The organism is Micromonospora sp. CPCC 205558 (assembly GCF_036902955.1).
Taxonomy (GTDB): Bacteria; Actinomycetota; Actinomycetes; order Mycobacteriales; family Micromonosporaceae; genus Micromonospora.
In genome coordinates, this window is the sequence record NZ_JBAKHR010000009.1 from 153,846 (window position 1) to 176,761 (window position 22,916).

At 71.8% G+C, this 22,916-nt stretch carries 26 protein-coding genes; 13 read left to right on the plus strand and 13 right to left on the minus strand.

The genetic code is table 11. The features are described 5' to 3' along the window. Nucleotides 1-48 precede the first annotated feature (48 nt). A complete protein-coding gene (locus tag V6U86_RS13245; protein WP_334502622.1) occupies nt 49-468 on the minus strand; it encodes a thiol-disulfide oxidoreductase DCC family protein in 420 nt (139 codons plus the stop codon). Between the two features lie 83 nt (nt 469-551). Here V6U86_RS13245 and V6U86_RS13250 point away from each other — a divergent pair, with 83 nt between their 5' ends. Together V6U86_RS13250 and V6U86_RS13255 are read left to right on the plus strand one after the other, a co-directional pair. Beyond that, nucleotides 552-1,598, plus strand: a complete 1,047-nt coding sequence (locus V6U86_RS13250; protein WP_334502624.1) for an Rv2578c family radical SAM protein — start codon at nt 552-554, stop codon at nt 1,596-1,598. Nucleotides 1,599-1,617: 19 nt separating this feature from the next. Next, nucleotides 1,618-2,025 carry a CoA-binding protein gene (locus V6U86_RS13255; RefSeq protein ID WP_334502626.1) on the plus strand — a complete coding sequence of 136 codons (408 nt, stop codon included), beginning with the start codon at nt 1,618-1,620 and terminating at the stop codon, nt 2,023-2,025. Nucleotides 2,026-2,036: 11 nt separating this feature from the next. Here the strand turns inward: V6U86_RS13255 and V6U86_RS13260 are convergent, their stop codons facing one another. After that, a complete protein-coding gene (locus V6U86_RS13260) occupies nt 2,037-3,233 on the minus strand; it encodes an acyl-CoA dehydrogenase family protein (protein WP_334502628.1) in 1,197 nt (398 codons plus the stop codon). A gap of 177 nt (nt 3,234-3,410) precedes the next feature. On the opposite strand from V6U86_RS13260, the gene V6U86_RS13265 reads away from it, so the two are divergent. Next, nucleotides 3,411-3,947, plus strand: coding sequence for a DUF4190 domain-containing protein (locus tag V6U86_RS13265; RefSeq protein ID WP_334502630.1), 537 nt, complete (start codon nt 3,411-3,413; stop codon nt 3,945-3,947). A 27-nt stretch (nt 3,948-3,974) separates the two neighbouring features. Here V6U86_RS13265 and V6U86_RS13270 read toward each other — a convergent pair whose 3' ends face one another. Continuing rightward, nucleotides 3,975-4,880 (minus strand): SDR family NAD(P)-dependent oxidoreductase, encoded by a 906-nt coding sequence (locus V6U86_RS13270; RefSeq protein WP_334502632.1) that lies wholly within the window; start codon nt 4,878-4,880, stop codon nt 3,975-3,977. A 118-nt stretch (nt 4,881-4,998) separates the two neighbouring features. Between V6U86_RS13270 and V6U86_RS13275 the strand changes: the two genes are divergently transcribed. Continuing rightward, nucleotides 4,999-5,553 (plus strand): DUF4190 domain-containing protein, encoded by a 555-nt coding sequence (locus tag V6U86_RS13275; RefSeq protein WP_334502635.1) that lies wholly within the window; start codon nt 4,999-5,001, stop codon nt 5,551-5,553. Nucleotides 5,554-5,590: 37 nt separating this feature from the next. Here V6U86_RS13275 and V6U86_RS13280 read toward each other — a convergent pair whose 3' ends face one another. Then, nucleotides 5,591-6,547, minus strand: a complete 957-nt coding sequence (locus V6U86_RS13280; RefSeq protein ID WP_334502638.1) for an HpcH/HpaI aldolase/citrate lyase family protein — start codon at nt 6,545-6,547, stop codon at nt 5,591-5,593. A 127-nt stretch (nt 6,548-6,674) separates the two neighbouring features. On the opposite strand from V6U86_RS13280, the gene V6U86_RS13285 reads away from it, so the two are divergent. Together V6U86_RS13285 and V6U86_RS13290 are read left to right on the plus strand one after the other, a co-directional pair. After that, nucleotides 6,675-7,499 carry an SDR family NAD(P)-dependent oxidoreductase gene (locus V6U86_RS13285; protein ID WP_334502882.1) on the plus strand — a complete coding sequence of 275 codons (825 nt, stop codon included), beginning with the start codon at nt 6,675-6,677 and terminating at the stop codon, nt 7,497-7,499. Beyond that, nucleotides 7,492-7,785 (plus strand): hypothetical protein, encoded by a 294-nt coding sequence (locus tag V6U86_RS13290; RefSeq protein WP_334502640.1) that lies wholly within the window; start codon nt 7,492-7,494, stop codon nt 7,783-7,785. The genes V6U86_RS13285 and V6U86_RS13290 overlap by 8 nt, the downstream gene beginning before the upstream one ends. Here the strand turns inward: V6U86_RS13290 and V6U86_RS13295 are convergent. Continuing rightward, on the minus strand, nt 7,782-9,170 hold the full coding sequence (locus V6U86_RS13295) for a hypothetical protein (protein ID WP_334502642.1): 1,389 nt from the start codon (nt 9,168-9,170) through the stop codon (nt 7,782-7,784). The two genes, V6U86_RS13290 and V6U86_RS13295, sit on opposite strands and share 4 nt — an antisense overlap. Beyond that, nucleotides 9,167-9,691 (minus strand): SigE family RNA polymerase sigma factor, encoded by a 525-nt coding sequence (locus tag V6U86_RS13300; RefSeq protein ID WP_279515046.1) that lies wholly within the window; start codon nt 9,689-9,691, stop codon nt 9,167-9,169. The genes V6U86_RS13295 and V6U86_RS13300 overlap by 4 nt, the downstream gene beginning before the upstream one ends. 236 nt (nt 9,692-9,927) lie before the next feature. Here V6U86_RS13300 and V6U86_RS13305 point away from each other — a divergent pair, with 236 nt between their 5' ends. Next, the gene (locus tag V6U86_RS13305; protein ID WP_334502647.1) at nt 9,928-10,572 is read left to right on the plus strand and encodes a hypothetical protein; all 645 of its coding nucleotides are present in this window, start codon (nt 9,928-9,930) and stop codon (nt 10,570-10,572) included. Between the two features lie 7 nt (nt 10,573-10,579). Here V6U86_RS13305 and V6U86_RS13310 read toward each other — a convergent pair whose 3' ends face one another. Further along, entirely contained in the window at nt 10,580-11,536 is a 957-nt protein-coding gene (locus V6U86_RS13310) for a DMT family transporter (RefSeq protein WP_334502650.1), read from the minus strand. Between the two features lie 105 nt (nt 11,537-11,641). On the opposite strand from V6U86_RS13310, the gene V6U86_RS13315 reads away from it, so the two are divergent. Further along, nucleotides 11,642-12,361 (plus strand): HAD family hydrolase, encoded by a 720-nt coding sequence (locus V6U86_RS13315; RefSeq protein WP_334502652.1) that lies wholly within the window; start codon nt 11,642-11,644, stop codon nt 12,359-12,361. Here the strand turns inward: V6U86_RS13315 and V6U86_RS13320 are convergent, their stop codons facing one another. Further along, a complete protein-coding gene (locus V6U86_RS13320) occupies nt 12,362-12,892 on the minus strand; it encodes a hypothetical protein (protein WP_334502654.1) in 531 nt (176 codons plus the stop codon). Between the two features lie 12 nt (nt 12,893-12,904). Further along, entirely contained in the window at nt 12,905-13,774 is an 870-nt protein-coding gene (locus V6U86_RS13325) for a PhzF family phenazine biosynthesis protein (protein ID WP_334502656.1), read from the minus strand. 33 nt (nt 13,775-13,807) lie between these two features. Here V6U86_RS13325 and V6U86_RS13330 point away from each other — a divergent pair, with 33 nt between their 5' ends. The 3 genes from V6U86_RS13330 to V6U86_RS13340 all read left to right on the plus strand — a co-directional run bounded on the left by V6U86_RS13330 (nt 13,808) and on the right by V6U86_RS13340 (nt 16,962). After that, complete coding sequence (locus tag V6U86_RS13330) at nt 13,808-15,094, plus strand: magnesium transporter MgtE N-terminal domain-containing protein (RefSeq protein ID WP_334502658.1); 1,287 nt, start codon at nt 13,808-13,810, stop codon at nt 15,092-15,094. After that, entirely contained in the window at nt 15,087-15,737 is a 651-nt protein-coding gene (locus tag V6U86_RS13335; protein ID WP_334502660.1) for a DUF1003 domain-containing protein, read from the plus strand. Before V6U86_RS13330 ends, V6U86_RS13335 begins: the two co-directional genes overlap by 8 nt. Before the next feature lie 76 nt (nt 15,738-15,813). After that, on the plus strand, nt 15,814-16,962 hold the full coding sequence (locus V6U86_RS13340) for an Mrp/NBP35 family ATP-binding protein (protein WP_334502662.1): 1,149 nt from the start codon (nt 15,814-15,816) through the stop codon (nt 16,960-16,962). Nucleotides 16,963-17,229: 267 nt separating this feature from the next. Here the strand turns inward: V6U86_RS13340 and V6U86_RS13345 are convergent, their stop codons facing one another. Then, entirely contained in the window at nt 17,230-17,652 is a 423-nt protein-coding gene (locus V6U86_RS13345; protein ID WP_334502665.1) for a preprotein translocase subunit TatB, read from the minus strand. 76 nt (nt 17,653-17,728) lie between these two features. Then, nucleotides 17,729-19,183 carry a S1C family serine protease gene (locus V6U86_RS13350; protein ID WP_334502667.1) on the minus strand — a complete coding sequence of 485 codons (1,455 nt, stop codon included), beginning with the start codon at nt 19,181-19,183 and terminating at the stop codon, nt 17,729-17,731. Between the two features lie 314 nt (nt 19,184-19,497). On the opposite strand from V6U86_RS13350, the gene V6U86_RS13355 reads away from it, so the two are divergent. Then, complete coding sequence (locus V6U86_RS13355) at nt 19,498-20,067, plus strand: O-methyltransferase (RefSeq protein ID WP_145786483.1); 570 nt, start codon at nt 19,498-19,500, stop codon at nt 20,065-20,067. Between the two features lie 48 nt (nt 20,068-20,115). On the opposite strand, the gene V6U86_RS13360 is transcribed toward V6U86_RS13355, so the two are convergent. Together V6U86_RS13360 and V6U86_RS13365 are read right to left on the minus strand one after the other, a co-directional pair. Continuing rightward, nucleotides 20,116-21,591 carry a leucyl aminopeptidase family protein gene (locus V6U86_RS13360; RefSeq protein WP_334502669.1) on the minus strand — a complete coding sequence of 492 codons (1,476 nt, stop codon included), beginning with the start codon at nt 21,589-21,591 and terminating at the stop codon, nt 20,116-20,118. Nucleotides 21,592-21,737: 146 nt separating this feature from the next. Continuing rightward, nucleotides 21,738-21,905 (minus strand): DUF3117 domain-containing protein, encoded by a 168-nt coding sequence (locus tag V6U86_RS13365; RefSeq protein ID WP_007455245.1) that lies wholly within the window; start codon nt 21,903-21,905, stop codon nt 21,738-21,740. Nucleotides 21,906-22,095: 190 nt separating this feature from the next. Here V6U86_RS13365 and V6U86_RS13370 point away from each other — a divergent pair, with 190 nt between their 5' ends. Then, nucleotides 22,096-22,914 (plus strand): PaaX family transcriptional regulator, encoded by an 819-nt coding sequence (locus V6U86_RS13370; RefSeq protein ID WP_334502671.1) that lies wholly within the window; start codon nt 22,096-22,098, stop codon nt 22,912-22,914. Nucleotides 22,915-22,916: the final 2 nt, after the last annotated feature.

Here is a 22,916-nt window from a genome sequence, read left to right on the forward strand (position 1 = left end):
CGTCCGCGACCTCCGGAGCGATTCCGGCGCGGAGCGGGCTCTTGACGATCAGGCTCCGGTGGTCGGGCGACCGGCCGGGCCGTAGAGCCCATCCCGAGCCTCCTGGGGCAGGGAGCAGGCAGCTGTGCCGCCCGGCAGGCGGTGCCGGTTGCGCGCCACCCAGCGGTACACCGGCCAGGCCGTGGCGCGTACCGGAGGAATCCGCAGGCCTGCACCGGCGACCCGCCAGAGCGGACCGCTCGCGGCGAGAAGCTTCGCGATGGCGTCCGGGCCTGCGGCCCGCGAGCCGTCCGCACCCACCCACTGCACGGCTTCCTCGCACGCGGCCACGGTGAGGCCGAGCGCGTCCAGGTCGGCGAACTGCCAGTGCACCACCCGGGCGGCGGTGGGGATGCGGCGCTCGATGAACTGCGCACAGCTCGTGCAGAACGCACAGTCCCCGTCGTAGACGAAGGTCGACGTCTCCATGGCCTACATCCTCCGCTCTCCGACCACCCCGGTGCACGGCAAGTCACTTGCGCTCACCTCGTACACGTGTTCGAATAGTGCCCATGCGCTGGGACAACCTCACCGCTCCCCCGGTCGAGGGAGACCCCGAGCGGGCAGCGCCAGCGACGCCACCCCTGCCGCTGGCGCTGCCCGGCGCCGTCGCCCGCACCTTCGACACCCCCGAGTTCGCCGGGATGACCTTCTACGAGGTGCAGGCCAAGTCCATCCTCAACAGGGTGCCCGGGCAGTCCCGCGTTCCGTTCGAGTGGACGATCAACCCATACCGTGGCTGTTCTCATGCATGCCGATACTGTTTCGCGAGAAATACTCACACTTATCTCGACCTTGACGCCGGTGCCGACTTCGACCGGAAGGTGATCGTCAAGGTCAACGCCGGCGAGCTGGTCCGGCGGGAGCTGGCCGCGCCGCGCTGGCGGGGCGCACACGTGGCGATGGGCACCAACGTCGACTGCTACCAACGCGCCGAGGGTCGTTACCGGCTGATGCCGCAGATCATCGGTGCCTTGCGCGACTTCGCCAACCCGTTCTCGATCCTCACCAAGGGCACGCTGATCCTGCGCGACCTGCCGCTGCTGCGCCAGGCCGCCGAGGTGACCACGGTGGGCATCTCCTTCTCGGTGGGGTTCGTCGACGAGCACCTCTGGCGCACCGTCGAGCCGGGCACCCCACACCCCCGCCGCCGGCTGGACGCGGTGCGGGCACTCGCCGACGCGGGCTTCTCCGTCGGCGTGCTGATGGCCCCGATCCTGCCCGGCCTCAGCGACAGCGACGAGTCGATCGAGGCCACCGTGTCGGCGATCGCCGCCGCCGGTGCGACCAGCGTGACCGCCCTGCCCCTGCACCTGCGCCCCGGCGCCCGGGAGTGGTACGCGCACTGGCTCGCCCGCGAGCACCCGCAGCTCGTGCCCCGCTACCGCGAGCTCTACCGGGCCGGCGCGTACGCCCCGCAGGCGTACCAGCGGGAGTTGACCGCGCGGGTGCGGATCGCCGCCCGCCGGCACGGGCTGCACCGCGCTGAGCGAGGCGACAACCGCAACCTGCCCGAGCCGCCGCCACCGTCGGCAGCCGAGCAGCTGACACTGCTGTAGTCGGAGCTACAGTCGGCGGGTGCGTACCGCTCAGCAGATCCTCGCCGACTCCGCCGTGATCGCCGTCGTGGGCGCGTCCCGCGACCCCAACAAGGCCGCGCACAGCGTGCCGTTGCAGATGCAGCGACACGGCTGGCGGATCATCCCGGTCAACCCGATGGTCGATGAACTCTTCGGGGAGCGGGCGTACAAGACTCTTGCGGACATCCCGCACCCGGTCGACCTGGTGAACGTGTTCCGGCCGGCGGCCGACGCCGTGCAGGTCGTCCGCGATGCGGCGACGATCGGCGCCCCAGCGGTCTGGCTGCAGCTGGGCATCATCTCGGCCGAAGCGCGGCAGATCGCCGAAGAGGCCGGCATGGACTACGTGGAAGACCGCTGCCTGGCCGTAGAACGCGCCGTGAACGCGCTAACCCGCCTCACCTAACGGCGGGGCGGTTAGAGCTTGTATTCCTTGAGGAGGCCTCGGCTGATGATGGTCTTCTGGATCTCCGAGGTGCCCTCGCCGATGAGCAGGAACGGGGCCTCGCGCATCAGCCGCTCAATCTCGTACTCCTTGGAGTAGCCGTAGCCGCCGTGGATGCGGAACGCCTCCTGGACGACCTCGGCGCAGTATTCCGAGGCGAGCAGCTTGGCCATTCCGGCCTCGACGTCGTTGCGCTGACCGGCGTCCTTGAGCCGGGCGGCGTTGACCATGAGGGCGTGCGCGGCCTCGATCTTCGTGCCCATCTCGGCGAGCTTGAACGCGATCGCCTGGTGCTTGGCGAGGGGCTGGCCGAAGGTCTTGCGCTGCTGGGCGTAGCTCACCGCCAACTCGAAGGCGCGGATGGAGATGCCGCAGGCGCGAGCGGCCACGTTGACCCGCCCCACCTCGATGCCGTCCATCATCTGGTAGAAGCCACGGCCCACCTGGTCGGCGCCACCGAGGATCGCCGAGTCGGGCACTGTCACGCCGTCGAGCACCATCTCGGTGGTCTCGACGCCCTTGTAACCCATCTTCTCGATCTTGCCGGGGATGGTGAGGCCGGGAGCTGTCTCACCGAAGCCCGGCTCCTTCTCCAGCAGGAAGGTGCTCATGTTGCCGTAGACGGACTCCGCGCCGGTGTCGGTCTTGACCAGGGTGGCCACCACCGAGGAGTACGCCCCGTTGGTGAGCCACATCTTCTGCCCGTTGAGCACGTAGCGGTCACCCTCCCGTACGGCGCGGGACCCGATCGCCGCGACGTCCGAACCGCAACCCGGTTCTGACATGGAGAACGCTCCGCGCACCTCGCCGGTGGCCATCTTCGGCAGCAGGTGGGCCTTCTGCTCGGCAGAGCCGTGCTGGGAGATCAGGTACGCCACGATGAAGTGGGTGTTGACGATGCCGGAGATCGACATCCAACCTCGGGACAGTTGCTCCACCACCAGCGCGTAGGTGAGCAGTGATTCGCCGAGCCCGCCGTACTCCTCGTCGATGGTGAGGCCGAAGAGCCCCATCTCGCGCATCCCGTCGAGGATGTCGGTGGGGTACTCGTCGGCGTGCTCCAGCCGCTGCGCGTGCGGAATGATCTCCTTGTCGGCGAAGTCCCGAACGGTCTCCAGGATCGACTGTTGCACATCGGTCAGGCCGGGCGTCTGGGCGAGTCGGGCCATCTCAGCCTCCGGGGATCCGCGCACTACTCATGGGTAACTGAACGCTGGGTCAGTATCGGCCTCTCGGGTCGGCGAGGCCAAGGTGACCAGTCCACACAACCGCTGTGAAAAGGTTCACCGCTGCGGGTAGCGTCCGGCAAGAGGGACTTTTCCGGCACCGGCAGGAGGAGGACAGCTGTGAGCTACCCGCCGCCGTCGGGACCGCCCGCGGACGAGCAACCGCCGTCACCCTACGAGCCACCCAGGGACCAGTCGCCGTACGCGCCACCGCCGGCCGGCCAACCGCCGTACGCGCCACAGCCGGACCAGCCGGCGTACGAGCTACCGGCGGAACGCTCACCGTACGGGCCACCCGGTGACCAGCCGTCGTACGGCCACCAGGGGCCGCAGCAGTCGGCGCACTGGAGCCAGCAGCCGCCGTACCCCCCGCAGGGCCCCTACGGTCAGTACGGCCCACCGCCGTCCGGGACGGGTCGGGGCACCAACGTGCTGGCGATCCTGTCGCTGGTGTTCGCCTTCGTGTTTCCGCCGGCCGGCGCCGTCCTCGGGCACGTGGCCAAGCGGCAGATCCGCACCAGCGGCGAGGACGGCGACCAGCTCGCGACCTGGGGGCTGATCCTGGGCTACGTCTTCACCGGGCTCACCGTGCTGGCCTGCTGTGGCTGGCTGGCGCTGGTGGCCTTCAGCAACACCGGCGACAGCGGAAGCTACTGAACAGACGGCCGGCGCGGACCGTCACGCTCAGCGGAAACGGGCCTCCCGGACGCTGTTGCCGCCGTCCACCACCAGCATCTGCCCGGTGATGTACGAGGCGGCCGGCGAGCAGAGGAAGCTGATCGCCGCAGCGACCTCGTCCGGCGTGCCCGGTCGCCCCACCGGGGTGCCCAGCCCCTGCTTGATTTCCGCCATTGTGGATGCCGCGGTGTAGATGGTGCCGGGTGCCACAGCGTTCACAGTCACGCCGTCGGCGATCATCTCCATGGCCAGGGCCCGGGTCAGCCCGACGACCCCGGCCTTCGCGGCGGCGTACGCGGCCTCGGTGGGCAGGGCGTTGACCGGGCCGGCCGTGGCCGACAGGTTGACGATCCGACCCCAGCCCCGCTCGGCCATCCCCCCGATGAACGCCCGGCTGCACAGGAACGCGGTGGAGAGGTTGCGGTCGATCTCACCACGCCACTCGTCGTAGCTCAGCTGCGCTACCGGCCGCAGCACGCCCTGGCTGGCCCGACTGGCCAGGCCGGCGTTGTTGACCAGCACCTCGACGTCGCCCAACTGCTCGGCGACCGCGTCGGCCAGCGCGCCGACCTCGGACTCGTCGGTCAGGTCAGCGACGAAGCCGGTCACCCCCAACTCGGTCGCCCGCTCGTGGATGCGTCGGGTGGTGGAGACGATGGCCACCCGAGCGCCCAGGTCGGCGAGCCGCCGGGCGGTGGCGTACCCGATGCCGTCCGGGCTGCCCGCCCCGGTGACCAGGGCGACCCGCCCGTCGAGACGCATGGTGACCGGGTCGGCGAGCGCGACCGGCTCGTCGGGGCCGGGGCTGCCCGCCGGGGCGGCCGTCCGGGCCCGCCGGGCCGCGCCCGGACGGCTGACGTCCCGTCGGGGTCGACTGCCGGAGCGGTCCGCGGCGCGCGCGTCGAATGCCATGCCAGGGATCCTGCCCGTTACGACCGGCCCGAGCAACGCGGCACCCGGAAGCAGGGGCATCGGGTTTGGGTGGCGCTGGCTACCCTGTCTCCGCACCCCGACCTGACGGAGAGTCCGCATGACCAATCCCCCGCCGCCCGGCAACTGGAACGATCCGACCTGGTCGGCCCAGCCGTCGAGCCCCGCACCGGACCCGACCCTTGTGGCCGGTCAGCCGGTGCCTCCACAACCTGGCCCGGTCGACCCGTACGCCCCGGTCGCCCCGTACGCCCCGATCGACCCGTACGCCCCGGTCGACCCGTACGCCGGAGCGCAGCCGCCGGCCGCCCAGCCGATGCCCTCGTACGCCCCGGCCGGGTACGCCCCCGCCGGCTACCCGCCGCAGTACCCCGGCTACGGCTACCCGCAGCCGCCGAAGACCAACGGGTTGGCCATCGCGGCGTTCGTGCTGGCCATGATCGGCTTCACGTCCTGCATCACCGCGCCGATCGGCGCGATCCTCGGGCACGTCGCCCAGAAGCAGATCCGGCTCAGCGGTGAGGGCGGTGCGGGGATCGCGAAGGCCGCCATCATCGTCGGCTGGATTCTCACCGGGCTCCTGGTGCTGGTGCTCGCCGTCTACGCTGCCGCGATCGCCTACGCGATCGCGACGAGCGACAACAGCAGCTTCTGACCGGCGGGCGGGCCGGCTGTCGTCCCGGCCCGGCCCGTCACTGCGCTGGTGGGGTGAACGACGACGTGCGGCTCATCCCGGCGGCCCGGCCCTTGGCGGCGACCACCAGCGCCATCTTGCGGGACGCTTCGTCGATCATCTCGTCGCCGAGCATCACCGCGCCCAGCCGGCCGCCGGCCTCCGAGGTGTAGTGCTCGTAAGCGTCGAGGATCAGCTCGGCGTGGTCGTAGTCGGACTGCGCCGGCTGGTAGACCTCGTTGGCGGCGTCGATCTGCCCCGGGTGCAGCACCCACTTGCCGTCGAAACCGAGCGCGGCCGAGCGCTTCGCCACCTCGCGGAACGCGTCGACGTCGCGGATCTGCAGGAAGGGGCCGTCGATGGCCTGCTTGTCGTGCATCCGCGCGGCCATCAGGATCCGCATCAGAATGTAGTGGTACGGGTCGCCCGGGTAGTCCGGGATCAAGCCGCCGACCACCATCGACTTCATGTTGATCGACGCCATGAAGTCGGCCGGTCCGAAGATGATGGTCTCCACGCGCGGCGAGGCGGCGGCGATCGCGTCCACGTTGACCAGACCGGCGGCGTTCTCGATCTGCGCCTCGATGCCGATCCGGCCGACCTCCAGGCCGATCGTCTTCTCGATCTGGGTGAGCGTCAGGTCCAGCCACTGCACCTGGGCGGCGTTCTGCACCTTCGGCAGCATGATGCAGTCCAGGTTGGCGCCGGCCCCCTCGACGACCTCGATGACATCCCGGTAGGTCCACGGGGTGGTCAGGTCGTTGACCCGGACCACCCGGGTCTTGCCGGCCCAGTCACCCTCGTTGAGGACGGCCACGATGTTCTTGCGCGCGTCCGGCTTGGCCAACGGGGCGACGGCGTCCTCCAGGTCGAGGAAGACCTGGTCAGCCGGGATCCCCTGGGCCTTGCCGAGCATCTTCACGCTGGAACCCGGCACGGCGAGGCAGGACCTGCGGGGGCGACCGACTACGGCCATGGATGCGCTCCTTCCGGCGTCCAGCGGGCACGCCGGCGCCACCTGACGACAGATCGAAACCTTAACGATCCCAAAGGGCGTTGTGACGCCACGGTAACCTCGCGCCATGACCGGGGTGAATGGACCTGTGGAAGATCTCACTGGGCGTCGACTGGTGGTCGTGACCGGGGCCAGTTCCGGCATCGGGCTGGCAGCCGCCGTGCACCTCGCCTGCCGTGGCGACCAGGTGGTGCTGGTCGGGCGGGACCCGGCCCGTCTCCAGGCCGCGGCCGCTCGGGTCCGGGAGACCTCTGGTGAGCGGCCGGAACTGTTCCGAGCCGACTTCGCGATCCTCGACGACGTACGCCGACTGGCCGAGCAACTCCGGGCCGCGTACGACCGGATCGACGTGCTCGCCAACAACGCCGGCGCGATCGCGCTGCAACCACTGAGCACCGTCGACGGCTTCGAGATGTCGATCCAGGCCAACCACCTGGCGCCGTTCCTGCTGACCAACCTGCTCGCCGACCGGGTGGGCCGGGTCGTGGTGACCGCCTCCGGCGCGCACCGCTTCGGCGCACTCGACCCGGACGACCTGAACAAGCCCCTGCGGAACTACCGGCCGCTGGGCGCGTACGGCACCAGCAAGCAGGCGAACGTCCTGTTCACCGCCGAGGCCGCCCGGCGCTGGCCGGACATCTCCGCGTACAGCTTCCACCCCGGGGTGGTCCGCACCCGGTTCGCCAACGACAGCAGACTCGTCGCGTTCGGCATGCGGTTCATGCCGTTCCGCAGCCCGGAGAAGGGCGCCGAGACCCTGGTGTGGTTGGCCAAGCAGGAGCGCTCCCGGCTGATCAACGGGGGTTACTACGTCGACCGTCGGCCGCGTCGACCGCTCCGCAAGGCGGCCGATCCGCAGCTCGCCGCCCGGCTGTGGGCGGCGAGCGCCAAGGCCGTCGGTCTCGATGACTGAGCGGGCCGGTGTGCTGACACTCGTCGCGATCGTCGAGTTCGCCGTCGGGGCCGAGGCCGCCGGGCAGCGCTACGAGGACGCCGTGCTGGCCCTGCTCGAACGGCACGGCGGCCGGCTGGAGCGGCGACTGCGCGGCACCGACGGGCAGACCGAGGTGCACGTGATCCGGTTCGCCGGACGGGCCGGCTACGAGTCGTTCCTCGCCGACCCGGACCGGGCGGCCCTACGTGCCGCGCTCGGCGAGGCCGCCCCGACGACCCGGGTCATCGAGGTGCACGGAGGTTAGCCTCTGCGGAGGAGTCGGTCTGACCGTCGAGCGCGCCGGCGTCGCAGCCACGACAGCACGGGCAGCGCAACCAGGACCGCCAGGATGAACCCCACAGCGAGCGCCCAGAACGGCGGTGGCCCGTAGTGAGGGCGGCCGGATTCGCGCACCGCCCCGTCGATCGCGAGGTCGGCGGCGACCGACAGGTCGGTGATGCCCTCCGGCGTCCGGAAGAGCACCTCCGGCGCGGTCGCCCCCCGACGTAGCACCACGAGTTCCACCGCCTCCGTGCCGACCTCGTGATAGGGCCCCCAGGCGACGTCGTGCTCCTCCGGGCTGTCCACCGCCGCCGGGCCCGGTACGCCGACCAACGCGACCGCCTCGTCCGCCGAGCGCCAGCCGAGCAGTTGCACGAACGAGCGGGAGCGCAACGGCGGGAACGCCGCGCCGGCCAGCGGAGTGCCGTCGACTGTGGACCGGGGGACCAGTGTCCAGGTGCGTCGGTAGGACGGAACCGGGCAGTCGGTGCAGGTGGACCGGCCGAGGACAGCAACCGAACGGCCGTCCGGCAGCCAGGACCCGGCCCCGGCGAGCCGCCCGCCCGCCAACGGCAGCTTCCGGTACGGCTCGGCCACCCGATCCGCGCCCGCGTCGTCCACCCGGGCCAGCCAGACCTCGTCGCGGAGCTGAAGGGCGAGGTCGCCGCCGTCCGGCGACAGCGCCGCCGTGCGCCCCGGCGGAACCCAGGTGGTGCCGACCCGCACCCGCAGCACGTCGGTTCCGCGATCCCGGTCGTAGACCCCCACGTACGGGGTGGAGTAGGTGTTCGGGGACGTGAACGTGGTGTCGTCGTCGGCGTAGACCAGGCGTTTCCCGTTGGGCGCGAAGGCGAGTGGATAGCCGTCCGGGCGATTCGTAGTGGTCCTTCCGGACTTGAGATCGAGCAGCGACGCGCCCACCCAGACAACCCGGCCGTCCGGGGAGAGCATCGCCTCGAAGCCCGCGACGGCCGGATCGCCGTCCAGCACGCGGTAGCGGTCGTCGTCGGCCGCCACCACGGCCATCCGGGTCTCGAACCAGTTGGTGCGCACGGCGGGACCGCCGAAGAGCATCGCGGCGGCACCCGGCGCCGACGCCCGCACCGAGGCGGTCCGCAGCGGCGGGTCGACGAGCCGGGTGGGCAGGCCCGGGGCGTCGTGCCGAGGGCTGGCGGGCAGCGGCAGGGCGACCGGGTGCAGCGCGTACCCGGTGCCCAGGAGCAGGACCAGGACGGCGAGCGCGCCGGCGACGACGGCCCGGCGACGACGGTGCCGGGTCCGCGCCGCGTCGAAGAGCCCCGCCGGTACGCGCGCGGGCGGCACGTCGTCCGCGAGGCGACGCAGCGCTTCGGAGAGCCGAGCGGTCACCGGGCCACCTCCTGCGGGTCACGGCCGACAAGTTCGGCCAACTCGGGGGCGAGGACACGGAGTCGACCGAGGGCGTGGCGGGTCTGACTCTTCACGGTGCCGACCCGACAGCCGAGCAGTTCCGCCGTCTCCGTCTCGGTACGGTCCTCGTAGTAGCGCAGCACGAGGACCGCGCGCTGCCGCGCGGTCAGCCGAGCCAGCGCCGCCGACAGCACCAGCCGCAGATCGGTGTCGTCACCCGGCCCGGGGCGTTCTGGCAACGCCCCGTCGAGCCGCTCCGGTGGGCGGGCCCGCCGCCAGCGCCACCAACTGGCCGCCTGCGTGCAGAGCACCCGGCGCAGGTAGGCGCGCGGGTCAGCGATCCGCTCCCATCGCACCGCGACCCGGGCTAGTGCCACCTGGACCAGGTCCTCGGCATGGTGTCGGTCACCGGTCAGCAGGTACGCGAGCCGGGTCAGCCCGGCGGTCTCGGCCCGGACGAAGTCGGCGAAGCCGTCCCGGGTGCGGTCCTCAGTCGTCAACGGATCGCCCTCCTCACCCGGACAGACGCCGGGCGGGCCCTTCGCGGAGGGAACCAGCGTTGATGTTGTGTTCCTCGCCGACGGGGAACGGGGCAAGCTGCGAGCCACTCTCGGCGGCTCCGTGCCGACCACCCGGGTCATCGAGGTGCAGGGCGTGCCTTCTACCTTCACTTCATCATCCCCGACCCTCGGGAACAAGACTTGATCTTGGCTCAGACCGCGGTCAGGGTGAGTCCATGGATTTCGATGCGACAGCCACCGCGCGACGGGCCCTGTGGATCGGTGGCGGGCAGTGGGCCGGCAAGTCCACGGTCGCCGTCAACCTGGCGCTGAGGCACGGGCTGACTGCCTACCTCTACGACCGGCACGACGCTCGCGGCCACGACGACCGACGCGTGGCCGACCGCATCCGACGTGGTGAGCTGCCGGCTGGCCCCGACCCGGACGCCGCCTGGGTGCACACCGACCCGGCGCGGATGGCGGCCGAGACACTGGACAGCTTCCCCCGTCGCTTCGAATGGGTTCTCGACGACCTCAGCGCACTGGTTTCCGGGCGGCGGGTGGTGGCCGAGGGCTGGGGGCTGCGACCGGAACTCGTCGCGCCGGTCGTCGAGTCGGTACGGCAGATGGTGGTGCTGGTGCCGACCCCCGGCTTTCGGGCCCACCAGATCACCCGGCTACCCCGGGCCAACAGTGCGGTAGCCGGGGTGAGCGACCCGATTCTTGCGAACCGTCACCGGTGGGAACGCGACGAGTTGGTGGCGGCGGACGCGGTCGTGCAGGCCGAGCGACTGGAGATTCGTGTGATCCGGGTCGACGGCAGCCTGGACGGCGACGGACTGACCGACCTGGTGGCAGAGCACTTCGACGCGTACCTGTGAATCCCCGTCAGGACAGCGGCGTCGGGTCGGCGGGCAGGGCGGTGGGTGCGGCCGCACGGCGGCCGACGCGGGCACCTCCGAGCACCACCACCGCCACCCCGGCCAGCAGCATCGCCATCCCGAGCAGCGCGTACGGGCGGGGAACCTGACCCAGCCAGGCCCAGCCGAGCAGGGCCGCGCCGGGCGCCTCCAGCAGGATCAGCACGCTCACCGTGGTCGCCGGGATCTTCCGCAGGACGTAGTTGAACATCGAGTGCCCGAGCAGTTGGGCGCCGGCCACCAGGGCCAGGATGGCCAGCCAGGTACGCCCGTCGAACCCGGTCAGTCGTACGCCGCCGACCAGGCACAGGGCCAGCAGGATCAGCGCGCAGATCCCGTAGCAGATGGTGGTGTAGGTAGTGGTGCTGATGCTGGTCCGCGCCCGTTCCCCGAAGGCGGTGTAGACGGCGGCGAACATGGCGCCGGTCAGCGCCAGCACGTCGCCGAGGACGGCCCGGCCGGACACGCCCACGTCCACTCCGGTGGCGACCGCCGCGCCGCCGACCGCGACCGCGATGCCGATCCACACCACCCGGGGCAGCGGACGCCCCTGCGCGCGGGCGATCAGCCCCTGCCAGACCGGTTGGGTGGCGACCAGAGCGGTGGACGTGGCGACCGTGGTGAGCTGGGCGCTCGGCACCCAGGTCGCGAAGTGCCCGGCCAACGCGACACCGGACAGGACGCAGAACAGCCCCTCCCGCCGCCCGACGCCCACGATCAGCCTGCGGAGTTCGGCGCGACGCCGGACCAGCGCGAAGGGGCTCAGTACGGCCACCGCGAGCAGGTTGCGCCAGAACGCGATGGCCAGCGCGGGGGCAGCGGCGTACGCGATCAGCGGCGCGGACGACGACACGGCGACCACGGCCAGTCCGACCGCGCCAGTGGTCAGCGGATCCACTGTCGGCCGAGGTGAAGGTGGGGGCACGAGACGTAATCCTCACACGTATGACGGTGGACACGGTGGGTCATCACTCCGTTACGATCACGCGGTTCCGCGCCGGCGACCCTCGACCGCCCGGAGGCGTTCCCCATGCCCAGCTACCAGGCGGTGCTGTTCGACTTCTTCGGCACCCTGACCCATTCGGTGCAACGCGGTGCCGCGCACGCCGGCACCGCCGAGCTGCTCGGATGTCACACCGATGTGTTGTCCGAGGTGCTGAACCGCACCTACTACGAGCGGGCCAGCGGCCGGTTCGGCAACGCGGAGGCGACCCTGCGCTGGGTGTGCGCCCAGGTCGGCGTACACCCCAGCGACCACGCGGTACGGGCAGCGGTGGCGTCCCGGCACCTGGCGGTCCGCGCCGACACCTGGCTGCGGGCCGACGCGGTGCCGGTGCTGGCGGCTCTGCGCCAGCGCGGCCTGCGCACCGGCGTGATCAGCGACTGTACGCACGAACTGCCGGCCTTCCTGCCGCAACTCGCGGTCGCCCCCCTGCTCGACGTGCAGGTCTTCTCGATACAGGTCGGGCGGTGCAAACCGGATCCGACGCTCTACCTGACGGCCTGCCAGCGGCTCGGGCTCACCCCGGGCGATTGTCTCTACGTCGGCGACGGCGGCAGCCAGGAGTTGACCGGCGCCGAACGGGCCGGGATGACCGCCGTCCGGCTCGCCGCACCGGATCTGGCCACCCACATGGTGTTCAACGCGGACCGGGGCTGGTGCGGCCCGACGCTCGGCACCCTCGGCGAGGTGCTCGCCCTCGTCGACACCGACGCGACGGTCGCGGGCGTCGGCGGCCGGGCCGACTGATCAGCGGCGGCGGACCCGGTGAAGGCGGAACGGCTTGCGGGTGGCCCGAACCGCCGGAGTCGCCCGGGGTGGCTCGGCCTGCGCGTCGGCCGGCAACTCCGCTCCGGCCAGCGGCGTACCGGCCGGGGCGAGGCGGTTCACGGCGCATTCGTCGGCGGCCCACCGGGCCACCAGGTCGGCGGTCGGGCCGGGCGCGTTGAGGCGCTTCGCCGCCACCAGCGGCGCGGTGACGTCCCACGCCTCGGTGCCCGGCTGCAACCGGCTCACCCGGGCCGGCCAGGTGACGATCCGACCGCCGTGGTCGCCGCGCAGCGTGACCTGGGCCTCGGTCGCGTCGGCCAGACCCGGCGCGGCCTGCTCGCCCGGCCCGCTGACCACCAGCAGCGCGCCCTCCAGCGGGGCGCACCAGAGCGCGAGCGCCGGCCCACCGGCAACGCTGATCCAGGCCACGGCGGCCTTCTTCATCGCCTCGTCGACCAGTGGGGTGCCCCCGGGGGCGTCCTCGTCCGTCACACCCGCATCCTCCCGCATCGGCCCCTCCGCTCAGCCCACGAACGGCGGCACGGCGATCTCGCCTCGGGCCACCGGCATCACCTGACCGGCGACCGTCGCGCCGACCGCCGCGCCGTCCGCCGCGGTGACCGTGCAGGCCAACGCCGACGGTCGGTTCATCTCCACGCCCTGACGGACCGCGTACTCCGAGCGCCCCTCGCCGGGCAGCAGACCACTCGCCACCAGCCAGACACCGAGGCCGAGCGCCGCCGAACCGGTCGCCGGGTCCTCCGGAACGCCCATCCCCGGCACGAAGACCCGGGCGTGCGCGGTTTGCGCGGCCGCGTCCCAGGAGAAGACGCTGACGTGCGACACCCCGTACCGCTGCGCCGCCGCCGGATTCACCCGGGCGCGGGCCACCGACTCCGGCCGCACCGGCAGGTACGGGAACTCCAGCCCGCAGCCGGCAACACGTGGGGCGGGCCCGATGTGGTCGTCGGCGGCCAGCCCGGCGATCTCCAGCAGCGGCTCCGGATCCAGCTCCGGCCCGAGGGTCGGGGTGCCACCGGTCAGCGTCGCCCCGGACGCGGTCACCTCGATCGGCAGCACCCCGGCCTGGCACTCCTGGGTGACCTGCCCCACACCGAACATCCCCCGCCGGCACGCGGTGACCGCCGCGCCGACGCTGGGGTGCCCGGCGAACGGCAACTCCTCCACCGGAGTGAAGATCCTGGCCCGATAGGTGATGCCGACCTGGGTCGGCGGCAGCACGAACACCGTCTCGGAGAGGTTGAATTCCAGCGCGAGCGCCTGCATCTGCTCGGTGGCCAGCGCCTCGGCGCCGAACACCACCGCCAGCGGGTTGCCGGCGAAGGGGCGATCGGTGAAGACGTCCACGATCTCGTAGGCCAAGGTCGACATGTTGATAAACACTAGGCGCTTAGGCTGGTGCCCGTGAGCACGCCGACCCGGATCTACATCGCCCGTCTCGCCGGAGTCGCCGTCTTCGACCCGAACGGCGACCAGGTGGGCCGGGTTCGTGACGCCGTGGCACGGCTCCGGGCGACCAAGCGTCCGCCGGAGGTGGTGGGCCTCGTCGCCGAGATGCCGATGCGTCGTCGGATCTTCCTGTCCATCAACCGGATCACCTCCGTCGACGCGGATGCCGTCGTGCTCGGCTCCGGCACCCTCAACCTGCGCCGCTTCGAGAAACGCCCGAACGAGCTGCTGGTGCTGCAGGAACTGCTCGACCGGCGGGTGCAACTCGACCCGGGCGGCCAGCCCGGCGCGGTCGTGGACGTCGCGATGGAATGCACCCGGGGTGGCGAGTGGTCGCTGACCCGGGTCGCCGTACGCGAGCAGACCGGTCGGCTCAGCCGCCGCGGGCACCTGCACCAGGTCGAGTGGGACCGGGTACGCGGGCTCAGCGGCATCGCCGACAACCGGGGTACGGCGAACCTGCTTGCCGTGCTGGAGGACATGCGCCCCGCCGATCTGGCCAACGCGTTGCAGGATCTGCCCGACACACGGCGCAACGAGGTCGCTGCCGCGTTGGACGACGAGCGACTGGCCGACGTGCTCAGCGAGTTGCCGGAGCACGACCAGGTGGAGATCCTCGCGGCCCTCGACCGGGAACGGGCCGCCGACGTCCTGGAGGAGATGGACCCGGACGACGCAGCGGACCTGCTCAACGAGCTGCCCCTACCCGAGCAGGACGTGCTGCTGGACCTGATGGAGCCGGACGAGGCCGACCCCGTACGTCAGCTGCTGAAGTACACCCCCGGCACGGCGGGCAGTGTGATGACCTCGGAGCCGGTCATCCTGCCGCCGGACGCCACAGTCGCCGAGGCACTGGCCCGGATCCGGGAGCCCCAGCTCTCCCCCGCCGTCGCCGCGCAGGTCTTCGTGACCCGGGCACCACAGAACACGCCCACCGGCCGCTACCTGGGCATGGTGCACTTCCAGGCGCTGCTGCGCGAACCCCCGGCCGATCTGCTGGGCAAGGTGGTGGTCAACGACATCGACCCGCTGCGTCCCACCACGCCGCTGCCGGAGATCACCCGCCGGATGGCCACCTACGACCTGGTCGCCATGCCGGTGATCGACCGGAGCAACCGGCTGGTCGGCGCCGTGACGGTGGACGACGTGCTGGACCACTCGCTACCTCGGGACTGGCGCGACCGTGACGCCCTGACCGCCTCGGGGAGCACCGACACCGCGCCGGACGGCGCGGATGGCTGACCAGCGGCGGACGGAGCGTCTCGACCAGCCACGCGAGCCCCGGGGTGTCAAGCTGCCCCGGTTCGACGCGGAGGCGTTCGGTAGGTGGTCCGAGGGCATCGCCCGGGGCATGGGCACGGCGAACTTCATCGTCGTCATGACCGTGGTGATCACGATCTGGTTCGTCTGGAACACGTTGGCCCCGGCGGACCTGCGCTTCGACCCGTACACCTTCACGTTCTTGACCCTGGTGCTGTCCCTGCAGGCCAGCTACGCGGCCCCGCTGATCCTGCTGGCCCAGAACCGGCAGGCCGACCGGGACCGGGTGGCTCTGGAGGAGGACCGGCGGCGGGCCACCGCACAGAAGGCGGACACCGAGTATCTGGCCCGGGAGATCGCGGCCCTGCGGATCGCCCTGGGTGAGGTCGCCACCCGTGACTTCCTCCGCTCCGAGCTGGCCCGGTTGGCCGAGGAGCTGGACGAGATGGGGCAACGCCGGCAGCGGCTGGAGCGCCGCCAGCAGGAGAAGGACAGCCGCCAGGAGCAACGAGGCCAGCGTCCGACCGATGGCGTCGGCCTGGACGAACCCCGCGACGACCTGGACGGTGACCACACCCGGGAGGCCCGACCGGACGGCACCGCCCCGCGTCGGTCAGACAGCTGACCGACGGGTCATCGATTGGCTCACACCGCCCCGGGCAGCGGCGGCAGCGGATGCCCCGCGACGTAGCATTGCGGGCATGTCAGCACCCGTGAGCACCGTCGAGGACGCGATCCAGGCCGCCCTGGCCACCGTCAACGACCCGGAGATCCGCCGGCCTATCACCGAGCTGGGCATGGTCCGCTCCGCCACGATCGGTGCCAGCGGTGTCGTCCGCGTCGAGCTGCTGCTCACCGTCGCCGGCTGCCCGCTGAAGGACAAGCTGCGGACGGACATCACCGCCGCGGTCGCCGCGGTGCCCGGCGTCACCGGCGTGGAGATCGACTTCGGTGTGATGACTCCGGAGCAGCGGCAGTCGTTGCAGTCGCAGCTGCGCGGTGGCGGCGCCACCGAAGAGCCGGTCATCCCGTTCGCCCAGCCCGGCTCGCGCACCCGGGTGTACGCGGTGGCCAGCGGCAAGGGCGGCGTCGGCAAGTCCAGCGTGACCGTCAACCTGGCGGCGGCGCTCGCCGCCCGGGGGCTCTCCGTCGGAGTGGTCGACGCGGACATCTACGGCCACTCGGTCCCCCGGATGCTCGGTGCGGACGGCCGACCCACCCGGGTCGAAGACATGATCATGCCGCCGCAGTCGCACGGCGTGAAGGTGATCTCCATCGGCATGTTCACGTCTGGCAACGCGGCCGTCGTGTGGCGCGGCCCGATGCTGCACCGGGCGTTGCAGCAGTTCCTGGCGGACGTCTACTGGGGCGACCTGGACGTGCTCCTGCTCGACCTGCCTCCGGGCACCGGTGACGTGGCCATCTCGCTGGCCCAACTGCTGCCCAACTCGGAGATCCTGATCGTCACCACCCCGCAGACCGCCGCCGCCGAGGTGGCGGAACGGGCGGGGGCGATCGCCCTGCAGACCCACCAGCGGGTGGTCGGCGTCATCGAGAACATGTCCTGGCTGGAGCTGCCGGACGGCTCCCGGATGGAGATCTTCGGCGCTGGCGGTGGTGTCGCGGTGGCCGAGTCGCTGAGCCGGACCATCGGCGCGCAGGTGCCGCTGCTCGGGCAGATTCCACTGGACACCCGGGTCCGCGAGGCCGGCGACGCCGGCAATCCCGTCGTGCTGGCCGAGCCGGAGTCGCCGGCCGCGCAGGCACTCGGCACCATCGCCGACCGGCTCGCCCTGCGCCGCGAGTCGCTGCTCGGCAAGCCACTCGGCCTCAAGCCCGCCGGCCGCTGACCAATCACGAACACCATCAGCCCGTCGGCCACTGTTGGCCGGCGGGCTGAGTCGTGTCGGTGGTGGGCCAGCCAGGCCGCCACGACGCGGCTGGCATGGCGCGGCGTGGCGTGGCGCGGCGTGGCGTGGCGCGGCGTGGCGTGGCGCGGCGTGGCGTGGCGTGGGCAACTCGGGTTTCCGGAAGTCGCGGCATTCCACGCCGGTTGAAGGGCCGACTTCCTGAAAACCGGGCCGGGCGGGCACCGGCCGGGTCAGGGTGCGGGTCGGTCAGGTGGCGTCGTCGTAGCTGACGCGGGGGGCCGGAGCTGGAGGGCTGCTGGTGGCCGTGCCGGAGCGGGCCTCATTCGACCGCAGGTCGGCGGCGTTGGCCACGTCCTTCAGGTCGTTGTGCACGCCGCCGACGTCCGCCCGCAGGTCGTCGTAGACGCCCTTCAACGGCTTGCGGATCGCCGCCTCGTCCTCCTCGCTGAGGAGGTGCTTGCGGATGAACGCCTTCGGGTGCAGGTCTTCCAGCTGAATGTCGGTGCCCAGCTCGCGGCTCAGGTCACCGGTGGCGTTGCGGGCCATGTTGCGCAGGTTGCGCACCAACCGCATCCCGTCGGTGATCACGGCGGGGAGCCGGTCACCGAAGATCAGCAGCGCCAGGAGCAGCAGCCCACCGATCTCCCACGCGTTCAGGTTGTCGAGCATCCCGCAGGCCTCCTCACGGCGTCAGCAGCAAGACTACGCACGCCGGACGGCTTTCGGGCAAGGGGTGAGCCGCTGTTCACTTCGCGTCCGCGGCGAGAGTTACCGAGGTGTTCTGCCGGGCGGAACCCCGCCGATACTCGACGGTCACGACCGAGCCCGGCGCGTACTTGCGGACCAGCGCGGTCAGGTCCGTCGGCTCGGTCATCGGCCGTCCGTTGATCTTGAGGATCACGTCGCCGACCTTCAAACCGGCACCGTCCGCGGGGCCGGACGGCTCCACCTCGGCCAGCCGCAGGCCACCCCCGACAACCCCGGTCGGGCCGTCCGCCCGGGCGCCGATCACCGTACGCCGAGCCTTGCCGGTGCCGATGATGTCCTGGGTCACCCGTTTGGCCTGGTTGATCGGGATGGCGAAGGCGAGCCCGATGTTGCCCGCCTCCTGCCCCTCGGCGACGAGCGACTTGATCGTGGAGTTCACCCCGACCACCCGGCCGGCGCCGTCGACAAGTGGGCCACCCGAGTTGCCGTGGTTGACCGCCGCATCGGTCTGGATAGCGGCGTAGTAACGCACCGGGCCGCCCGGCTCGCCGGCCTGCATCGTCCGGTCCAGAGCACTCACGATGCCGGCGGTCACCGTGTTGGCCAGCGACAACGGCGACCCGATGGCGAGCACGGGGTCGCCGACGGCCAGCGCGTCGGAGTCGCCGAACTCCACCGGTCGCAACCCGGGACGACTCACCTTGATCACCGCGATGTCCGACTCCGCGTCCTGCCCGACGATTGTCGCCGGCGCGGTGCTGCCGTCGTTGAAGACCACCGAGGCCTTGCCGCTGCCGCCGGCCACCACGTGGTCGTTCGTGATCACATGACCGTCGGCGGTGGCGATGAAACCGGAGCCCTCACTGGTGCCGCCGAGGCTGCTCACCCGTACGGTGACCACGCTGGGCAGGACCCGTTCGGCGACCCCGGCCAACGACTCTGGCTTTCGCTGGGCCAGCGCCGGCACCTCGGCAGGCGCACCACCGAGGACCGCAGCACCAGCTCCGCCGCGCACCGCGAACGCGTAGCCCAGCGCACCGCCGAGGGTGCCGGCCAGGAGCGCGGTGATCACGGGGATGAGCAGCAGCTGGCGCAGTGTCGGCCGGCCTGGCGCGTCGGGGTCGGTGACCGGCTCGGGCTCGGTGCCGGGGGCCACCACCCCGGGCACCACCACCGCGGTCGGTGCCGCCGGGTCGCGCCACGGGTCGGCGAGTGCGTCCGACCACCAGGGCGACCCGTCGGCCGAGTTGGGCCCAACCGCGGCCGGCGCCGGCCAGCTCGACGCCGATCCAACGGGCGACGCCGATGCAACGGGATGCCCCGGCCCAACGGGATGCCCCGGCCAACTCGATGCCGGCCCGCCACCCGGCGAGGCGAAGGGCGCGCGGTCAGCCCCCGGCATGGTCGGCCCCACCGACGGGGCTCCTGCCCCGGGCGGTCGCGCCGGATCCGGAGTCTCACCGCCCCGGCGCCAGTCCCAGCCGTCGGTCACGTCGGTGCCTCCCAGTCCGTCCCCGGATCCCGCGCCGCGTCGCCCGGCCACGGGCCGGTCTGGTCGCGGCTGACGGGATACCGCCTCCAGGATTGCACGGATGTACGCGGTGCAGTCAGCGGTTGCCCCGGTGATCGCTTCCGGCGGAGGCGCGGCTGCGTCCCACGACGGTCGCCTCTACGCTCACAGTGCCAACCCGCCCCCGCACCACGCACCGCCCCCGGAGGTGCCCCATCGCCACGGTCGCCGGTTCCGGCAGTTCGACGACGCAGGCTCAGCAGTTCGCCGAGTCGTACGTCACCGAGGATCTCGTCCTGCGTACCGCCCGTAGCCTGGCCCGGGAGGTCGGCCTCGACGCGGTCACTCCCGGCGCCGGAGCGGCGCTGCGGCTGCTGGCCGCCGCCGGTAATGCCCGTGCGGTGGTGGAGATCGGCACCGGCACCGGGGTGAGCGGCGTCTGGTTGCTGCGCGGCATGCGCGCCGACGGCGTGCTCACCACCATCGACGTGGAGGTGGAGCACCAGCGGATCGCCCGGCGGATCTTCGCCGAGGCGGGCTTCGCGGCCGGGCGCACGCGGATCATCACCGGCCGGGCGCTCGACGTGCTGCCCCGGCTCGCCGACGGTGCGTACGACCTGGTCTTCGTGGACGCGGAGGCGACCGGCTTCCATGCCTGCGTGGAGGCGGCGCTGCGGCTGTTGCGGCCGGGCGGCGTGCTGGCCCTCAACGGCGTGCTGGCCAGTGGCCGGATCGGCGACCCGGCCGCCCGGGACGCGGAGACGGTGACGGTTCGCGAGACGATCAAGGCGGTCCGGGAGTCGGAACACTGGATCCCCGCGCTGCTTCCGGTCGGGCACGGGCTGCTCGCCGCGGTGAAGTGCTGAGCCGGGCCCAGGACGGGTCAAAGCCCCGGTCGAGCCGGGGCTTTGACCCTAGTTGACGTCGGCCAGCCAGCGGAGCAACGACCGGACGCCCCAGCCGGTGGCGCCGCGGCTGACCTCGGCCTGGTCGCCGTCGGCCCAGGACGGGGCCGACATGTCCAGGTGCAGCCAGCGGTCGCGTAGGTCGCCGGTGAACTCGCGCAGGTAGAGCGCGGCCAGCACCGAGCCGGCACCCTGGGTCGGTGCGCTGTAGAGGTCGGCTATCTCGCTGCCGAGGTACTCGACGTAGTCGGTGTGCAGCGGCATCCGCCACGCCGACTCGCCGGCCGCCGCGACCGCCGCCAGCACGCCGGCGGCCAGTTCGTCGTTCTCGCTGTACAGGGCGGCGGTGCGCTTGCCCAACGCCACCGAGTTCGCGCCGGTGAGCGTTGCCAGGTCGAGCAGCAGGTCCGGTTTGAGCTGCTGCACCGCGTACGCCAGCGCGTCGGCGAGGACCAGCCGGCCCTCGGCGTCGGAGTTGGTCGTCTCGCTGGTGGTGCCGCCGTAGTGCCGGATGACGTCGCCGGGGCGGAACGCCGAGCCGCTGACCATGTTCTCGGCGAGCGGGGCCAACGTGGTGATCCGCACCGGCAGCCGCAGCGCGGCGGCGCCCAGGGTGGCGGCGACGACCGCGGCAGCGCCGGCCATGTCCTTGCGCATCAGCTTCATCGACGCCACCGGCTTGATCGATATGCCGCCGGTGTCGAAGGTGATGCCCTTGCCGATCAACACCACGTGGGTACGCGCGTCGGCGGGGTGCCAGTCCAGTTCGACGAGCCGAGGTCCGCTGGCGGAGCCACCGCCGACGGCGAGGATCCCGCCGAAGCCCTCGGTGGTCAACTCGGCCGGGCCACGGACCCGCAGCCGCAGGTCGGGAAGATCGGCTGCGGCGGAGGCCACCTGATCGGCGAACCACTGCGGGGTCTTCACCGAGGAGGGGGTGTTGGTCAGGTCCCGGGCGAGGTGGGTCATCGCGGCCGTGGTCCGGGCCGTGGCGACGGTGTCCTCGTACCCGGTTGGGTCGGCGAGCAGCAGGTCGACGTCGGTGAGCGCCGGTCGGTCGCCGGCCTCGGTGAGTCGGAACCGGTACGGAGCCAGCAGCAGACCCTCGGTCAGGCCGCGAACCTCGGCCGGGGTCACCTCGGCCGGCAGCGAGATGGTGATATGCGTCTCAGTCGCGGCGGAGCGGGCCAGGGCCGCGCCGGCCGTCCGCCAGGCCGCCTCGTCGCCGTCACCGATGCCGAGCAGCAGCAGCCGGCCGGGGGTACGCCCGGGGCGCAACTGGGTGTGGACCTCGCCGGCTCGGCCCGTCAGCCGGGCCGCTGACGCCAGCGCGGCTGCCTCGTCGGCAGTGCCGTCCGGGGGCGCCACGGCGGTCGACACGGCTTCGGCCGAGGTGTCACCGTCCGCCGTCGAGTCGGCAGGACGGACAGGCAGGACGAGGACGTCGAGCCGGTCGGGCTCGGCGATCAGACGGATGGCGAGCACGCGGAACCGTACCTCCAGGAAAGTGTCGCGGACGGAGGCGAACCCACCTGCCCGCAGCGTTGAAGACCCTGAGCCACCGGCGATTCCGGTGGCTCAGGGTCTGAAGAACGGTCCGGGCGGCTCACACCGCCCGGAGCACTCCTTACTCAGCCGGCCGCTGCCTTCAGTGCGTCACCGAGCGCGTTGGCCTCGTCGGGAGTCATCTCGACGACGAGCCGGCCACCGCCCTCCAGCGGGACCCGCATGACGATGCCCCGCCCCTCCTTGGTGACTTCCAGCGGACCGTCGCCCGTCCGCGGCTTCATCGCCGCCATGTTGTCTCCCCTCAGACCTACACCAGGGTCGGTGGGTTGCCCCACAGCCACTTCGTCACAACCACCCGCAACGGTCACGGGGGTGTCGACCAACGATTTTCCCTGATGAACACCGCCGGACCCAAACCGGAGCAGCATTGATGTAACAGCATCTAGCTTATCTTGAGAAGGCCTGTCACAATGTGCGGTCATGCAGGCACGGTCGGCACTCTTCGACCTGTACGGCGACCACCTCCGTCCCAGGGGTGGCCGGGCACCGGTTGCTGCCCTGGTCAAGCTGCTGGCGCCGCTGGGAATCGCGCCGCCGGCAGTTCGCACCGCCGTGTCCCGGATGGTGCGCCAAGGCTGGCTCGAGCCACTCCGGTTGGTCTCCGGACCGGGATATTCGATCACACCGAAAGCCGCCCGAAGACTCGACGAGGCAGCCGCCCGAATCTACCGGACCGGCCGGGTCACCTGGGACGGCCGGTTCGATCTGCTGGTGTTGGAGGCCCCCGGCTCCCGACGGGACCGCCAGCGGCTCGCCGCCAACCTGAGCTTCCTCGGCTACGGGACGCTCGACGAGCAGACCTGGGTCGCCACCCGCCCCGCCGAGGATGTCGATCTGCTCCTCGCCGAGACCGGCATCCGGTTCGAACGGTTCACCGCCTCGCACTTCTCCGGCACCCCCGGCGCGATGGGCGTGGTCCGACGAGCCTGGAACCTGACCGAGATCGGCCACGCCTACGAACGGTTCGTCGCGGACCAGCGCCCGCTGCTCGCCGCGGTCACCGTTCGCAGCACCGACGAGGAGGCGTACGCGGCGCGGTTCCGCCTCGTGCACGCGTGGCGTACGTTCCTCTTCCAGGATCCGCAGCTGCCCCCGGCGCTGCTGCCCGAGCGGTGGCCTGGCACCGCCGCGGCCAGTTTCTTCGACCGGCACGCGGCCCGGCTGCGTCCGGCCGCCGACCGGTACGTCGAACAGTGCCTCGACGCCGGCAACCGCATCGTCCGACAGAAGGGTCGTTAGAC